The sequence below is a fragment of the Corynebacterium sp. MSK012 genome (assembly GCF_030232435.1).
Taxonomy (GTDB): Bacteria; Actinomycetota; Actinomycetes; order Mycobacteriales; family Mycobacteriaceae; genus Corynebacterium; species Corynebacterium jeikeium_D.
In genome coordinates, this window is sequence record NZ_JASPJU010000004.1 from 89,347 (window position 1) to 105,896 (window position 16,550).

Here is a 16,550-nt window from a genome sequence, read left to right on the forward strand (position 1 = left end):
CAGCAGCCACCACAGCGGCCAACCGGCCAACCCGCTAACTAGCCGGGTTTGCCTTAGCTTTCGGTGTCATCGCGTCGTAAGGCTCCATCATTGGGATATCCAGCATCGTGCTGGGGGTGCCAAAGGCGTCGACAAGCACCTCAGACCAGGGGCCAAGAGAATCAACAAGATCGGCCAAGCCCGCCCGCGCGCCCTTGGTGCGAGTACCGGTGAGCAGTGACTGCTCCAAGAACCAGCCGGCGTTATCGCAGACCACCGACAGGAAGAACACATCGCGAACCTGCTCGAGCACTTCTTGAGAGCGCTCATCTGTGAGTGTGGATTCAGCTTCAAAAAACGCTTCCAAAATCATGCGATCGATATGCGCCCACGCGCAGGAAATCATGTGGTCCTGGACCTTGTCCACCAGCTTCGCGGCCTTTTCCACAGGCAGTTTCCGCGCCGGGCGCAGCCTGCGAGCAAGGGACTTGAGAAGTCGATTCTCGCGCTCGATGAGCAATTGCATCTGGCTGGCGGGGTCAAAGAGTGAGGACTCATCAGCGTCAGTCAGCGCATCCAAGAGGTTCTGAACGACGGCATCCGCACCGGTGCGACGGCGCAAAATGCCACTGAAATTGTCGAGGCCGAAGCGCACCATTTCCAGGTTGGAAAAACTCTGTACCTCCCGGGCAAAACCACCCAAAAGTTCCTTGGTGACCAGCTGCAACATCACCACGTTGTCGCCCTCAAAGGTAGTGAATACGTCAGAGTCCTCTTTGAGAATGGTCAACAGGTTCTCCGCCAGGTAGCCAGCTCCACCGGTGGCCTCACGCATCTCCTGGATGGCATCGGTGGCATGCGCGGTGTTGGCGACCTTCAATGCGGCGGCATGTGCCTCCGCTTCACGTAGATCGCGAGCCTGCTCCGGGGTTAGATTCGCACGGTCCAGCCCTTCCGCTTCGAGGTCGTGAATCCGCTTGATCAGCAGGTTGGTGGCAAATTGCAGACCGTACGAACGCGCAATGCGGGGGAGTAGTCGGATTCGGTGCTGGCGGTGCTCAATGAGTTTCTTTTCCGGCAGCGAATCGTCGGGAGCAAATTGGCGCCGCAAGTGGGCATACTTGGTGCCGATGGTCAGTGCGGTGCGGGTTGCCGCACCAGCGGCCGCACCGACTGTCACGCGGCCGCGCACGAGAGCACCGAGCATCGTGAAAAACCGTGCATTGGGGCTGTCAATATCGCTGGTGTACTCGCCAGCAGCTGACACATCTGCAAAGCGGTTAAGCAGGTTCTCCCGCGGCACGCGGTAATGGTCGAACATGAGAGTGCCGTTGTCCACGCCCAAGAGGCCACCCTTGGTGCCGTGGTCGCCAATCGCAACCCCGTCGACAGGCGAACCGTCATCATTGCGGATCCGGGCAACAATGCAGTGCACACCATGGGATTCTTCTTGTCCTGGTGTGTAGAGCTGGCAAAAAACCGCAGCCCAGCGCCCATCGCGCGCGGCGTTGCCCAAAAACCATTTCTCAGAGGAAGCTGTCGGCGAATTGAGGATGAATTCTTCCGTCTCGGGGTCGTAATGTGCCGTGGTTTCGAGTGATTGCACGTCCGAGCCGTGGCCGCGTTCGGTCATCGCAAAGCAGCCGAGAGCCCGCAGCTCAATGAGGTCACGCACCAACTCGCCGTGACGCGCAGTCCCCAGATTGCTGACAGCGCCGCCGAAAAGGCCCCACTGCACTCCGGACTTCACCATCAACGACAAGTCGGTGTGGCCGAGCATTTCAATCCCGGAGAGTGTCCCGCCGGTATCTCCTGTGCCTCCCTGGTCAGTGCGGAAAGCACCATAGGGCATGCCGGTCTTAAGCACCTTGGACAACGCCTCGGTGGTGTGCTGCCTGGCCTCCTCCACGGTCAGCCCAGAGGTGGGCCGCAGGGTGGGGTCTTCTAAAAGGGCGCGGACATCAGCGCGCGCCTCGGGGAAATAGCCGTCCAGGACCTTTTGCAGTGCGCGTGCCACTTCCGGTTCCGGACGGGAGGGGAGTGTCTTCGGAGCGTCGGTCGAGCGCCGGCGGGGGATTCGCGTGGAGCTGGATGAATTCTGTGCCATAACCCAACGTTAATGGGATATCTGGGGCTTGTCAGTCGCTTTCGACTGAGAAACTCATGAGGAAATCGGGACCGAGGAAAGAGAAAACGGGTTACCGGGAGAAAAAGAAGGTGGAAACGCAAAAGCCGTCGTCAAGCAAATGCTGCATTGTGCAGTGCTTAACGACGGCTTACGTAATCAGGCCCTCGGTGGGGCAGATCCCTTAGCTGTGGGAACTAGACGCGCGACTTAACTTCGTCGAGGTTAGTTTCCGGGTGCTCAATCAGGTCTCGGTCTTCGAGGCCCTTCGGCAGCAGGAACAGGGCGATCAGTGCCGGGATAGCCATGGCCATCAGGTAGACGGAGATGTAGAACGGGTTGCCGGTGGCGTCCATGATCATCTGGGCAATCATCGGAGCGAATGCGCCACCGAGGACGGCGCCGATGGCGTAAGCGATGGAAGCGCCGGAGTAGCGAACCTCAGCCGGGAACATCTCGGAGTACATGGCCGGCTGCGGGCCGAAGGTCAGTGCCAGCGGCAGAGTGAGGACTGCGACGGTCATGACGTAGAGGAACGGGCCCTTATCCAGGAGGCTCCACATGACGGCTTCCCAAATCATGATTAGGACGTAGCCGATGATGAAGGTCTTTGCGCGGCCGATACGGTCGGACCAAGCGCCGGCCATGAACATGAAGATGGTCCAGCAGATACCGGCGACGAGAGTGCCTGTCCAAGCGACGGTTGCGGGGTAGCCCAGTGTCTTCTGTGCGTAAGCGCCGAAGAATGCGATCACGAGGTAACCGGTGGCCTGCTGAGCAGCGAAGATCAGGGCGCCCTGGATAACCTTGCCCCAGTGGTTGCGGAAGAGCTCCGGCAGCGGAGCGGAGCGCTCAGCAGACTCAGCCTGCATAGCCTGGAAGACCGGGGACTCATCGACGGTGCGACGAATCATGTAACCAATCAGAACCAGGATGAAGGACAGCAAGAATGGCACACGCCAACCCCAGTCCATGTAGGCTTCCTCGCCGATGATAGCCATAACAATCAGCATGGTGCCGGTAGCCAGGGTCAGACCCAGGGGAACACCGGCCTGCGGGAATGCGCCGTAGATACCGCGCTTTTCCTTCGGTGCGTACTCCACGGACATCAGGGCCGCACCGCCCCATTCGCCACCCGCGGAAAGGCCCTGGAAGATACGGAGCAGGACCAGCAGGATAGGTGCAGCGATGCCGATTGACTCATAAGTCGGCAGCAGACCGATACAGAAAGTAGCTGCACCCATGCCGATGAGGGTGAAGACCAGAATCATCTTGCGGCCGTAGCGGTCACCGATATGGCCGGCGACGATAGCGCCAAGCGGGCGGAAGAGGAAGGAAATACCCAGGGTTGCCCAGGCGAGCACCTGAGCGACCTGTGGGTTCGACTTCGCAGCCGGCTCGATGAAGTGCGGAGCGAGCACGATAGCTGCGGCCTGAGCGTAAATCAGGAAGTCATAAAACTCGATGGTCGTACCCACGAGAGTTCCCGTGAGCACCTTGCGGCGCTGCTTGGGATCATTCGCGATGATCGAAGTAGTCATAAATAACAAGACTTTCTTTACATACCCGTCCGCACGGCCATCGAGGACCTTGGCGATCTCAGCGGTCGTGCAGAAATCGCCCCAGGTTTTTCTCAGCCAGCGTTTGGGGAATGGACAGATTGTTTGACGGTGTCGAATTCTTACACAGCCAGACCGGTAGCGACCAGCGTTTGAACTTCAGCGAGCGACGACAAAAAGTGGGCAACGGGGGTAATGGGGGTTGGTGAATGGCGGTAGATTTCCTTTGTTTGTGACCGAATTCATTTTCTAGATGTCTGAAAAAGGTGGAATCGGGGGTATGTAAAGGGTGTGGAATGGATGCTACTTAACGACGGGCCGTTTCCGGCCTGATGTGCGCGAGCTGATGGCCGTTTGTGCGTGAGACTGTCTTAAATAGGGGAAATCTGCGTTTTATGGCTGTTCGGCTACCCCCACATTGAACTAATCTGTAATTATATAATCAGAAGTTGTGTGAATAGTGCGGCGAAAGTGGCGCAAGATACGAAAGAAGTAACGGAACAATAACGATGTAGTGTCGAAAAGGTCATTGCCCCCGGATGGGGCAGGGATGCAAGGTCGGCAACATGCCACCCCGAGACGGGGGTGTGAGCCCCAGGTTTCAGGGGCATTTGTGCCGAGACCAACCCGAGGTGACCAAACTGGGCACGCCACCGCATTAGCCACCACTCCACTAGTCGCCACAGCACTAACCGACTCAGTTGCCCCGCCCCGCCTGCTCAACTATCTCGGCACACCTCTTGTGGTTAGCTCCGGTGGCTTAAAATCTGCACCATTGTGCGTAAGGCGCTGGGGACCGTCGTAAAGTAAACGACATGTCTTCTCACGCAGGAACTAACGGCAATGAAAATGAGGTACCTCACGGCAGGGCCAAATCCAATAAAGGCACGCCGTTGTGGCTGCTCGCCGCAATTGCAGTTTTCGCCGTCGCGTGGGGTGGCAATGAATTCACACCGCTGATGGTGATGTACCGCGAAAACGCTGACCTGGCGCCGGTGTTCATTGACCTTCTATTGCTGGTCTACGCTCTCGGCATCGCGCCGGCACTGCTGATTTCTGGCCCAATCTCGGACCGTATCGGCCGTAAGCCGGTGATGCTCGCCGCGCCGGTGCTCTCGATTCTGGGCTCGACTCTCATCGCGCTGGGCGAGACCATCGCTCCGCTCATTCTCACCGGTCGCTTTATCTCGGGCCTGGCAGTCGGCATTGTCATGGCCGTGGGCGGCTCGTGGGTAAAGGAGCTTTCCGATCCACGCTTTGACCCCAAGGCCACTTCCACCTCGGGCGCGAAGCGTCAGTCCATGGCGTTGACCTTGGGCTTTGGCCTGGGTGCGGGTATTGCCGGCACGTTGGCGCAGTTCGCACCGCTGCCGGGGCAGTTGGCTTATATCATCCACATCCTGATTTCCATCCCAACGATCTTCGGTCTTGTGGCTGTGCCGGAGACCCGCCAGTCGCCGCACCTGGGCGGCAGCAATGCTCCGCACGAAAGCGTCTGGGAATCTCTACACACCCCTTCGGTAACTAACCGTCGCTTCCTGCTCGTCGCCGCGATGGGAGCGCCGTGGGTCTTCGGTGCAGCCGGTGTTGCCTATGCAATCATTCCTTCTCTGCTTCAGGACCACGTCTCCCAGCCAGTGTTCTACTCCGCGATGGTCACACTGTTTGCGCTGCTCTGTGGTTTTGGCATTCAGCAGATTGGTCCACGCTTTGTAACCGAGCACAACGCCCGCGGCTCGCTGATCGCAATGGGCATTGTGATTATCGGCATGGGAATGGCCGCATGGATGTCCACCAACCCCACCGCAGTGACGGCGTTTATTGCAGCGCTGGTGCTGGGCACCGGCTACGGCCTGGCCATGTTTACCGGCCTCAACGAAGTACAGCGCATCGCCGGCCCGCGCGACATGGCCGGGCTGACCGGTATCTTCTACTGCCTGACTTACATCGGCTTCGCATTCCCAGCAATTCTGACCAAGCTCTCCGAGTCCATCTCCTGGATGACCTACCCGGTCATGCTCGGTGGCGGTATGGTCATCGCCATCCTGATGGGCTTGGTTATTTTCTTCAATTCCACCGTCAACCTGCCACAGCGCGCTGAGTAATCTCGCATTCCCTGGAAGACTAATCAACCCCGTCAATGTGAGGTTGGCACACGTATAAGCGGCTTTCCTTACTAAGCGCCTATAGTTCTTCCTATGGAGAAGCACAAGAACGAATCACCGGCCACCGCGATGACAGAATCGTCGGCAAGCGCGAAACCGCGTGCGCTGGTGACGGGTGGTGCGGGATTTATCGGTTCGACGCTGGTTGACCGGCTGCTGGCTGAAGGGTACGCAGTCACGGCGCTGGACGATCTCTCCCACGGAAAGCTGGAAAACCTCCAGCAGGCATCGCTTAACGACGACTTTGAGTTCATAACCGCCGATGTGCTGGAGGTGGACTGGGACGAGCTGCTCGAGCAAAACCGTCCGGAGGTTATTTTCCACCTCGCAGCGCAGATTGATGTGCGGATTTCCGTGGCCGACCCGGTGCGGGATGCGACGCTGAACATCATTGGCACAATCAAACTTGCCGATGCGGCCCGAAAGCACGGTGTCCGCAAGGTTGTGTTTACATCTTCGGGCGGTTCCATCTACGGCACGCCGGAGGAGCTTCCGGTGTCGGAGAACGTGCCGGTCAATCCGCTGAGCCCCTATGCCGCCTCAAAGGCGACGGGCGAACTGTACTTGAATATGTTCCGCAATCTTTACGGGCTCGAATGCTCGCACATCGCGCCGGCGAATGTGTACGGCCCGCGGCAGGATCCACACGGTGAGGCCGGTGTGGTGGCTATTTTCGCTCAGCGACTGCTGGCGGGAGAGCCAACCAAGGTGTTCGGTGACGGCGGAAATACCCGCGACTATGTGTATGTCGACGATGTAGTGGATGCTTTCTACCGCGCATCCGGCGAGGTCGGTGGCGGGATGCGCTTTAATATTGGCACCGGTGTAGAAACCTCGGATCGGCAGCTGCACTCGTTGGTGGCGCAGGCTGCGAAAGCCGAGGATAATCCGGAGTTTGCACCGCCGCGCACTGGTGATGTGGCGCGGTCGGCATTGGATCCCACGCGGGCACGTGAGGTACTCGGCTGGGAGCCAGCTATGAGCATTCACGAGGGTGTTGCTCGTACTGTGGAGTACTTCCGGAATCAGGGCTAGCGCAACTTATGCGGGCGGCTTCGTGCACTCGCCCGCGTAAGTTAGCCGTGAGTCAGCGCAGCTTACTTGCCAGCTTCTTCCATGCGCTTAGCGTGGATGAGAGCCAGCTCGATATTGTCCTCGAACACGTCGAGAGGCTGTGCGCCCGAGACGAACTGAGTACCAACGAGGAAGCCCGGAGTACCGGAAATGCCCAGCATGGAACCGAACTGGGTGGCATTCTCTACCGCCTCGGTCCGCTTGCCGTCCTTAAGTTCCTTTTCAAAGCGCTTCATGTCCGGCACACCGGCCTCACGAGCGACGGCAATCAGTTCCTTTTCAGTGAACTCCGGGTGACCCTGGCCCTTTTCCCCGGCCTTCTTAAACAGTGCACGGGAGAATTCCCAGAACTTGCCCTGAGCTGCCGCGGCACGTCCGGCCTCAGCATCCTTGGTAGCCTTCTCGCCGTTGATGGCCATGTCGTTCCACTCCAGGCGGACCAGGCCCTCATTGACGTACTTTTCCACGAGGGCAGGCTCGGTTTCGTTTGCGAACTTCGCGCAGAACGGGCATTCGAAGTCCGAGTAGATCGAGATTACGACCGGCGCATCCACTGCACCGAGAGCAAAAGGATCATTTTCATTGCGGCGGTGGACATTGTCCATATCCTCCGGGGACTTCAGCTGTGCTCCCGCCTTTGGCCCATAGATGCTGGCATCAAAATCCCCGTTCGGGCCAGGTACAGGCGCAATCTCCCCCTTGCCTGGTGCAACGCCCGCCATGTTGACGGTGCTCACGCCGTTGAAGCTAGCCGAACGCGAACCAGCGAAGAAGCCCGCTGCGCCGACAACAATCAATGCGACGACAGCTAGCGCCCATGCGGCGTTCGGAATCGAGTACCACGACTTGGTTTTTCCATCACTGTCGGCAGACCAGGACTCCAAGTCCTGCTCAGTGGGTACCGGCTGAGAAACCTGCTGGGGTTCCTGCTGTGTCCCCTGCGGCGCTGCGTCTGCCGAGGGCTGCTGCGAATCGCTGCTGTTGTCAGCGGCGGCGTTGTCCTTATTTGCTTCGCTCATGGCTTCTATGGAACCACAGCCTCAGATTCACATGCGCTTAGCGTGCCGATTAGTCGGACGGAGCGTTGTTCTCGACGTTTGTCGCGCTGTCCTTTTGACTGTTGTTCTGGCTGCCCGAAATCACAATTTCTTCTTCCGGACGCACAGCGGTCTTCAAGGCCACTGCACGAGCCAGTCGCGCGTAGCGTAGCTCCTGTTCGCGGAAGCGAATGTAGGACGACACCGTGGTAAACACGAACGCCAACACCAGTACGTAGAGCAGCAAATCGGTGCCCCGAGTCACACCAATCCAGTTGGCCACCACGGTCAGATCGTCGGGACGCACGATTGCCCATAGGCACGCGATGACGAAAACGACGAATCCCAGCTTCACGCCCGCCTTGGCGCGCGCTTTACGACGGTTAGCGACGAAGTAAGCGACCAGGCCCACCATCGCCAGCAGCAAAATAATTTGAACGATGGATGCGGTCATGGCAGCCTCTTCGAAATCAGGGAGTCGGCAAGGATATTGACACCGTTGAACAAGGATTGACCTTTAGACATGGAGTATTCCGTGTAGAGGATATCCACCGGCTGTTCAGCGGTGCGCCAACCTCTGCTGTCCATGACCTCGACAAATTCGGAGGCATGGCTCATGCCGTTCATGCGTAGGTTCAGTTGCTCTGCCACCGTGCGGTTGAAGGCGCGCAGGCCGTTGTGGGCATCGGTAAGCCCGAGCCGGCGCGTGCGTGGTGACAACATGACCACCGTCTTGAGGACAATTCGCTTAATCAGCGGCACCTGGTCATCCTCGGCGCGAGGGCGGCCGAAACGGGTTCCCACAATGATGTCGATTGGTTCGGTGCGCAGTCGCTGCACCATAGCGACGACGTCCTTGACCTGGTGCTGGCCATCGGCGTCGAAGGTGACAAAGTACTTCGAGCCAGCCTGCGCGCGGGCGTATTCCACGCCGGTTTGGATAGCGGCACCTTGACCCAAATTGACAGGGTGGTTGACCAGGTGAGCGCCAGCCCTGTGGATCTCCAGGCTGGAGTTATCCGAAGAGCCGTCGTTGACCGCGACAATGTTGGGGAAGGTCTCGCGAGCGTGCTCGAGAACCTCACGAATAACCTGGCCCTCGTTGTAGCACGGCACAATCAGCCAGGTGTCCGAGAAATCCATGTTGTCAGTCATCGCTCCGAAGCCTACCGCACAAACAATCGTCGATATGCGCGTGACATGAGCTGAGTTGGCAAAAGTCGGAAAAGTGTCCGCACCGCCAAGTTAAACACCGCCCGCGGCCGGGAAATCAGCCCCTCAGCTACCAGCGTGCGCTGGAGCTGGCGTTCACCGCGGATGATGCCGCGGGAGGTTCGTCGCTCGAACATGCCGTCGGCGCGGAAGTACACCAGCGGCTCGGGCAGATTCTTAAACTTCGCGCCGGCGGCCATGAGGCGCACCCAGAGGTCGTAGTCCTCCATCAGACGGATGTCGCGATACCCGCCGACCTCACGCACCTTCGCCGTGCGCAGCATCGAGGAGGGGTTATTTACAGGCGAATTGATCTTGATATAACGCGCAATTTCGGCGTGCGTCTGCGGCAGAGTCCGCACGCGCACCACATTGTTCGGCGTGCCCTCGAACTCCGCCATTGCACTGCCCAATACATCCAACTCCGGGTCAGCGGTCAGCGTGTCCCACTGCTTTTCAAATCGGTCCGCACGCGCAATATCGTCCGCATCCAGCCGCGCCACCCATGGGGTCTCCACCAGCTGAAGACCCGCCTGCGAAGCCACTCCCGAGCCGCCATTTTCCGCACAACGCAGCACGGTCATCTCCGAATGCGCCTGCTCATGCTTGACGACGACCCGGTCGAGTTCCTGCCCAATCGGGCCATCGATGACCACAATGACGTGCGCGGCCGGACGCGTCTGGTTCCACAGCGACTGCAGCGCAGTATCGAGCTGGTCGGGGACGACGCGGTGGTAGACGGTCATGAGAACCGTGAGGTCAGTGATGGTGGACATGTGAGTCTCGAACCTTGGGAGTTGCAGGGAGATATGGACGGTGCTTTTTGGGACGGCATCGGATGCGGGTGGTGTTATTCCACCGCAAAAGCCTCCGATACGGCTGACCTGGCAGCACGTGGGGAAAGTGTGCGCAGCGCAAGCAGGTGAATGGCAACACCTACTGCAGAGCCTACGGCGATAGCGGCGACCGTGCGTACCGACAGGTGCCCAGGGAGGAAAAGAATGGCAACGGCGATCGTGGTCGCAGCCAACCAACCGATCAGATACATATGGTGCTTCTCCACTGCCAAGGTGACCGAGCCGGTAATCATCAACATGGCGGTCAACGTCGCACCGAGCGTCAGCGCCGCGAGCACCGGCCCGGACACGTGATAGCTATCGTCCAGGATGAGAGTCATGATCCACGGGCCGATGAGCCATGCCAGGCCCGCCCCGAAGGTGCCGAAAGCAGCCAGCGCCCCCAACGGCTTGGCCAGCGCTGCCAGCACGCCCTCGGAGCGATGCCGGACAAAGCTCACAATGATGGCGTTTTGGAACTTCTCCAAGGGCATGAGCAGCGGAGCGCGGGTCAGCGTTACGGCGTAGGCGATTCCCGCAATGGTCACTGCTGCGGTGAAGTTGTTGGCATGCGGCGGGGTAAGTGACTCGGCTATCCCGGCGCCAGTGGTGACCGCTTCGCCGGCAATCTTGACGATTGTCGGAAAACCTGTGACCAGCACAGCAGATGCGCCAGATGCGCCCATGGCCGTGACCATGAGAGTGATGAAGCGGCGCACCGGGACGTCGGCACGCGCGAACATGACCGAGCGGGTTGCCGAGGAAAACAGCGCGAGAATAAGCCAACTGACTGTCCCGAACACCGTAATAATCAGCCAGGCCAGCAGACCCCAGCCGAAGTACCAGGCGACGAGTGCCAGTGCTACGCGCACGAGAATGTCGATCATGATTAGGGCGGCGTAGGGGCCCCACAGCTGGCGGCCGCTGAGCAGACCCGAGGTGGTGGCCTGCATCGAGTACAGAGCAAGGCCAGAGGCCATGAGCAGAATTGCAGTGCCGGCGTCATCCTGCACGACCAGTGGGGCCCACAGCGGACCCGTCACTGCCATGGTGATGAAAGTAACTGCGGCGACGCCCAGGGACACTGTGATGGGACGAGCACCGAGAGTTTGACCCGCTTCCGAGGCTTCCTGCTCCTGGCTCTGCCCCTGCTCTCGATCCCGATCCCGCCCTCGCGATTCCGCAGCGCCGATTGCGCGCGTGGTCTCCTGCATCAGCCCGCCGAGAACACCCGTGAGCGCGAAGAAAAGCCCCCAGAACGCCACGAACTGCAGGTTTACCGCATTGGGGAGTGCGCGGGCCGAGATAATCAGCACCGCGAAGCTGCCTAGCGCCGCGACAATCGTGGCCAGCGACAACCATTTGAAACCGGACATTGACGTGCCTCTAGCTCTCTAGTCCTTGGCCTTCGAGTAGCCGAGCTTTTCAAACTGAGCGGCCAGTTCCTCGTCCACGATTGGAGCACCATTATCGTCGATGCCCTGGTCAGCAGGGGAACGCGTTGGGTCGGTGGGGAAGTCCGGCAAGGAGCTGCGTGACAGCCAGGAGTCAAAGATGACATCCAGGTGCGAGGTGGTGATGCCACGCTCACGGCATACGCGGTTGGCCAGTGCGCGGAAGTCCACTGCATCGACCACACTGTGGCGGTTGGTGGTGGTCCACTTGCGCACCAGGTCGAAGAACACCTTGTCTCCCAGCAGCAGACGCAGAGCGTGCACAGTCAGCGCGCCGCGCTTGTACAGACGGTCGTCGAACATCAGCTTGGGCCCTGGGTTGGCGATGACGATGTCCTGATCATCTTCAAGCAGGTCCAGGTAGTGCTTGCGGGCGTGCACATCCGCGCTGGCACCGCCGCTGACCTCGGACCACACCCACTCGGAATAGCAGGCAAAACCCTCGTTGAGCCAGATATCGCGCCACTGCGAAATGCCGACACTGTTGCCGAACCACTGGTGCGACAACTCGTGGGCAATCAGTCGATTCCACGTGTCCTTGCCGTCGGCGTGGTTGGCTCCGAAGATGGACAGACCCTGTGCCTCGATGGGGATCTCCAGGTCGTCTTCACAAATGACCACCTGGTAGGCACGGAAGGGGTAAGGGCCAAAGAGCTTGGCGAATTCATCGAGCATGCGTCCCTGGTCGCGGAAGTCGTGGCGGGCATTTGCCACCAACTCAGAGGGCACCCAGGCCACTACGGTCGAGGTCTGGCACGGCAGCTCCACCTTCTTAAACTGGCCGACATTGATGGTGGCCAAGTAGGAGGCCATGGGCTCCTCGGTGACAAACCGCCAGCGGCGGCGCGATCCGCCCACGTTCACCGGAGCGTCGGCAAGCCCTGGTGCGACGACCTCGTAGGGAGCGTCGGTGACCATCGTGAACTCGTAGAACGCCTTGACCTCGGGATCGTCATCGCAGGGGTACCACGACGCCGCGCCCACCGGCTGCGATGCCACGAGTGCGCCGTTTTCCAGTTCCTCCCAGCCAATTTCGCCCCACTTCGAGCGCACCGGACGTGGCGTGCCCGAGTAAGTGACAATCAGCCGCAGCGTTTCGTCGGGAGCCAACTCGCGGTCAAAGGTGACGCGCAGCTTGCGTCCCGAATGGCGCCAGCGCTTTACATCGATTGAGTGTGCCTGCGAATCGGAAATCGCATCCACCGAATCGGCCCCCAGCGCATCCGCAAAGTCGAGCGTGATGTGTGAGGTCCAAGCATTGATTTCGATATGCAGAGTCGCCGTCGCCTTCAGACGATTCGGCCCGACCCGATAATCGAGGTCCAGCTCGTATTTGTTCACCCGGAAACCCAGGTTGAACGCAATACCGGTATAAGGATTATTGAAATCAGCGCTACTCACGGCTGTTACCTTACTTGAGCTTGTTCCACAGCCACGTAGATATGAGTGCCTCGACGAACGCGACCTGCGAATTATCCGCCGCACCGGCGTGGCCTCCTTCGGTATTTTCGTGATAATCCACCGGCTGTCCCGCTTCCTCCAGCAGCCACGCCAGGCTCCTCGCATGTGCCGGGTGGACACGGTCATCCCTGGTAGACGTCGTAATCAACGCTGGTGGGTAGGCGCGCTGCTCTCGCTTGACGACGCGCTGGACCGGCGAATACTGCGCAATCGCAGCCCGCTCGGTGGGGTCGTCCGGGTTTCCATATTCGGCCATCCAGGAGGCTCCCGCGGACAGCTTGTGATAGCGCATCATGTCCGCCAGTGGCACCTGGGACACCACTGCGCCCACCAACTCCGGGTAGGAGGTTAGGCAGACAGCGGTCAGCAGCCCGCCGTTGGAACCACCGCGCACGCCCAGCTGCTCGCGCGTGCAGTAGCCGCGTTCAACCAGGTCGCGCAGCACGGCCTGATGATCCTCATAGACCCTCATCCGCTCAGTCTTGACCACCGAGGAGTGCCAGGTCGGGCCGAATTCGCCACCGCCACGCAGGTTGGCCTCCACGAAGTACCCGCCCCGCTCGAGCCAGGTCAGGCCACGAATCGCCGAGTACTGCGGGACCAGTGAGACCTCGAAACCGCCGTAGGCGTGCACGAGGGTAGGGGCTGGGTTCGGAGCGGGTGTGGCTGTGGTTGTCTCTGCACTAGCGCCTGCGTCAGCACTTGCACCAGCCCCCGCGCCGAAGCGACCGGTGATGCGATACGGAATCCGCGTGCCATCGGCCGAAGTCGCCCAGTGCTGCCGCGTCTCCATCCCCTCACTGTCGAAGAGCGCCGGAGCACGCCGCACTTCCGTGAGCGGGCTGCCGACCTGCCCGTACCAGAGGGTTGCCGGCTGCGTTGCCGACGTCGAAACCAACCAGATCTCATCGTCGCGTTCAGAGGCTGTATCAATCACGCTCACAGTGGCTTGCGCAGGTAACTCGCCGAAAGCCTCCACCGGCTCCCACGAGCCCTCCCGCAAGACGACCAACTTCGTCGCGACATCCTCCAGCAGCGTCAACACCAGGAAATTCTTCGTCCACGCCAGTTGCTGGAACGAGGTGTGCGCATCAGGGGTGAAAATCACCTCCACCTCACGCGAGCCCGCCAGCCACTTATCGAGCTCCACAACGGCCACGCCACCAGCCGGAATGCCATTGAACTCCGTGCGCGGCATCAGCACCAACCACTGCCTATGGACACTCGTCCGGCAGTCCTGCGGTACCTCCAGGATCTGCAGGGAAAAGTCCCCATTCTGCTGCGCCGCCAACTTGCCCGGACGCTCCGCTGCCACGAACCGCTGCGAATTATAAAAATCATGCGCACGCTCGACAAACAGCCGCTCAAAACCCTCCGTCGCGTCGAACCAGCCGCCCACGGCCACATCATCACTGTGGCCCGAGAAAACCACATCCGCGCTTGACGACGGCGTGCCGCGCCGCCACCTACGCACCTGCCGCGGGTAGCCCGAATCCGTCAGTGACCCCGGACCAAAGTCACTGCCAACGAGAATTTCGTCACGACCCAACCAACAGACATCGGACTTCGCCTCCGGGAGGTAGAACGACTCATCCTCGACAAAAATGCAGTTGACGAGGTCAAACTCCCGCACCACAGTGGCATCGGCGCCGCCGCGAGAGAGCAGAATCAACGCGCGGTCATACTCCGGATAACGGCACACCGTGCCCTTCCAGACCCAGTTTTCTCCCTCGGCTTTCGCTAGCGCATCGAGGTCGATGAGAGTTTCCCACTCGGTCGCCTGCGGATCTTCCTGGCCAGCCAGATAGCTCTGCAACGAGGTGCGCCGCCACAGGCCCCGAGGATGCTCGGCATCCCGCCAGAAGTTATAGAGGTACTCGCCGCGCCGCACCGGGTATGCGATCCGGGCATCGGTGTTGAGCGCAGCCAGGATGCGTTGTTCCAGGTTGGTGCGGTCGCTGGTGTCGTCGGCAAGCGAATCGACACCTGCGACGGTGGCCTTCGACTGCGCGCGAGCCCACGCCAGCGCCTGGGAGCCGTCGATATCGTCCAGCCAATCGGGGACAAGATCAGTGGAGAGGAAGGAGAGATTGTTGCCCAAGTCGGTGTCCGTGTCGGTGCCCATGCCCACCACCGTAGCCGACCGCAGTAGGTAAAACCGGGACTCGCGCGTGAAGTAAAGACAAGTCGTGCGTAGACTTGTGCACGTGGCTGAACATTTTGATCTTGTAGTACTCGGCGGCGGTCCTGGCGGATACGTCGCAGCAATCCGTGCATCCCAGCTGGGGCTGAAGACCGCTGTGGTGGAGAAGCAATACTGGGGCGGTGTCTGCCTCAACGTTGGCTGTATCCCATCCAAGTCTCTGTTGAAGAACGCCGAGGTGGCGCACATTTTCAACCATGAGGCTAAGACCTTCGGTATCTCCGGCGATGTCTCCTTTGACTTCGGTGCCGCACACGCGCGTTCGCGCAAGGTGTCCGCGGGCATCGTCAAGGGTGTTCATTTCCTGATGAAGAAGAACAAGATCACCGAAATCAACGGTTTCGGTGAATTCACTGGCCCGACCTCCATGGCCATCACTGATGGCGATGACAAGGGCAAGGAAATTACCTTCGACAAGGCGATTATTGCAACCGGCTCTGTCGTCCGTTCCCTGCCGGGCGTTGAGGTCGGCGGCAACATCGTTTCCTACGAAGAGCAGATTCTCTCCGACGAGCTGCCGGACTCCATGGTTATCGTCGGCGCTGGCGCCATCGGTATGGAGTTCGCATACGTCTTGGCTAACTACGGCGTGGACGTCACCATCGTCGAGTTCATGGACAACGTTCTGCCGAACGAGGACGCAGACGTCTCCAAGGTTATTGCCAAGGAATACAAGAAGCTGGGCGTCAAGCTCATGACCGGGCACAAGACCACCTCCATCGTGGACAATGGTGACTCGGTTGAGGTCAAGGTCGAGGCCAAGGATGGCGGCGACGAGCAGACTCTGACCGTCGACCGCGTTATGGTCTCCATCGGCTTCGCACCGCGCACCGAGGGCATCGGCCTGGACAAGGCCGGTGTTGAGCTGGGCGAGCGCGGCGAGATTGTCATCGACGAGTACATGCGCACCAACGTCGACAACATCTACGCCATCGGTGACGTCACCATGAAGCTGCAGCTGGCACACGTCGCTGAGGCACAGGGCGTTATCGCAGCTGAGCACATGGCGGGACACGAGACCGAGACCATCCCGGACTACAACATGATGCCGCGCGCAACCTTCTGTAACCCGCAGGTTGGTTCCTTCGGTAAGACCGAGGCGCAGGCCAAGAAGTGGGCAGAGGAGAACGGCCGCGAGATTAAGGTTTCCACCTTCCCGTTCTCTGCCAACGGTAAGGCCCAGGGTCTGGCGGAGCCGGCTGGTTTCGTGAAGCTCATTGCAGATGCTGAGTACGGCGAGCTGCTGGGTGGTCACATGGTGGGCGCCAACGTTTCGGAGCTCATGCCGCAGCTGGTTCTGGCTGAGAAGTACGAGCTGACCACTGAGGAAATCGGCCGCGCCGTCCACATTCACCCGACCATGTCCGAGGCTATGAAGGAAGCAGCTGAGGGCGTTATGGGCAAGATGATCAACCTGTAAGAGGTTGTGGCTTTGGCCTGGGGCC

At 59.9% G+C, this 16,550-nt stretch carries 12 protein-coding genes; 3 read left to right on the forward strand and 9 right to left on the reverse strand.

The window, feature by feature from the left end; genetic code table 11:
* Positions 1-34: 34 nt before the first annotated feature.
* Positions 35-2,086, reverse strand: a complete 2,052-nt coding sequence (locus QP977_RS03550) for an acyl-CoA dehydrogenase family protein (RefSeq protein ID WP_070841427.1) — start codon at positions 2,084-2,086, stop codon at positions 35-37.
* Positions 2,087-2,301: 215 nt separating this feature from the next.
* The gene (locus QP977_RS03555) at positions 2,302-3,645 is read right to left on the reverse strand and encodes an MFS transporter (protein WP_284847142.1); all 1,344 of its coding nucleotides are present in this window, start codon (positions 3,643-3,645) and stop codon (positions 2,302-2,304) included.
* 833 nt (positions 3,646-4,478) lie between these two features.
* Here QP977_RS03555 and QP977_RS03560 point away from each other — a divergent pair.
* Together QP977_RS03560 and QP977_RS03565 are read left to right on the forward strand one after the other, a co-directional pair.
* Positions 4,479-5,768 (forward strand): MFS transporter, encoded by a 1,290-nt coding sequence (locus QP977_RS03560; protein ID WP_284847143.1) that lies wholly within the window; start codon positions 4,479-4,481, stop codon positions 5,766-5,768.
* A 129-nt stretch (positions 5,769-5,897) separates the two neighbouring features.
* Entirely contained in the window at positions 5,898-6,863 is a 966-nt protein-coding gene (locus tag QP977_RS03565; RefSeq protein ID WP_049192996.1) for a GDP-mannose 4,6-dehydratase, read from the forward strand.
* A 62-nt stretch (positions 6,864-6,925) separates the two neighbouring features.
* On the opposite strand, the gene QP977_RS03570 is transcribed toward QP977_RS03565, so the two are convergent.
* The 7 genes from QP977_RS03570 to QP977_RS03600 form a co-directional block, all read right to left on the reverse strand.
* Positions 6,926-7,921, reverse strand: a complete 996-nt coding sequence (locus QP977_RS03570; RefSeq protein WP_284847144.1) for a DsbA family protein — start codon at positions 7,919-7,921, stop codon at positions 6,926-6,928.
* Positions 7,922-7,970: 49 nt separating this feature from the next.
* A complete protein-coding gene (locus QP977_RS03575) occupies positions 7,971-8,393 on the reverse strand; it encodes a DUF2304 domain-containing protein (RefSeq protein ID WP_049192968.1) in 423 nt (140 codons plus the stop codon).
* Complete coding sequence (ppgS, locus tag QP977_RS03580; RefSeq protein WP_038629309.1) at positions 8,390-9,082, reverse strand: polyprenyl-phospho-N-acetylgalactosaminyl synthase PpgS; 693 nt, start codon at positions 9,080-9,082, stop codon at positions 8,390-8,392. Before ppgS ends, QP977_RS03575 begins: the two co-directional genes overlap by 4 nt.
* A gap of 23 nt (positions 9,083-9,105) precedes the next feature.
* A complete protein-coding gene (locus tag QP977_RS03585) occupies positions 9,106-9,927 on the reverse strand; it encodes a glycosyltransferase (protein WP_016421954.1) in 822 nt (273 codons plus the stop codon).
* A 74-nt stretch (positions 9,928-10,001) separates the two neighbouring features.
* Positions 10,002-11,363, reverse strand: coding sequence for a lipopolysaccharide biosynthesis protein (locus tag QP977_RS03590; protein ID WP_284847145.1), 1,362 nt, complete (start codon positions 11,361-11,363; stop codon positions 10,002-10,004).
* An 18-nt stretch (positions 11,364-11,381) separates the two neighbouring features.
* Positions 11,382-12,842 (reverse strand): M1 family metallopeptidase, encoded by a 1,461-nt coding sequence (locus QP977_RS03595; RefSeq protein WP_049172382.1) that lies wholly within the window; start codon positions 12,840-12,842, stop codon positions 11,382-11,384.
* Between the two features lie 10 nt (positions 12,843-12,852).
* Positions 12,853-15,027, reverse strand: a complete 2,175-nt coding sequence (locus tag QP977_RS03600; protein WP_284847146.1) for a prolyl oligopeptidase family serine peptidase — start codon at positions 15,025-15,027, stop codon at positions 12,853-12,855.
* A gap of 82 nt (positions 15,028-15,109) precedes the next feature.
* Between QP977_RS03600 and lpdA the strand changes: the two genes are divergently transcribed.
* On the forward strand, positions 15,110-16,525 hold the full coding sequence (gene lpdA, locus QP977_RS03605) for a dihydrolipoyl dehydrogenase (RefSeq protein ID WP_049189521.1): 1,416 nt from the start codon (positions 15,110-15,112) through the stop codon (positions 16,523-16,525).
* Positions 16,526-16,550: the final 25 nt, after the last annotated feature.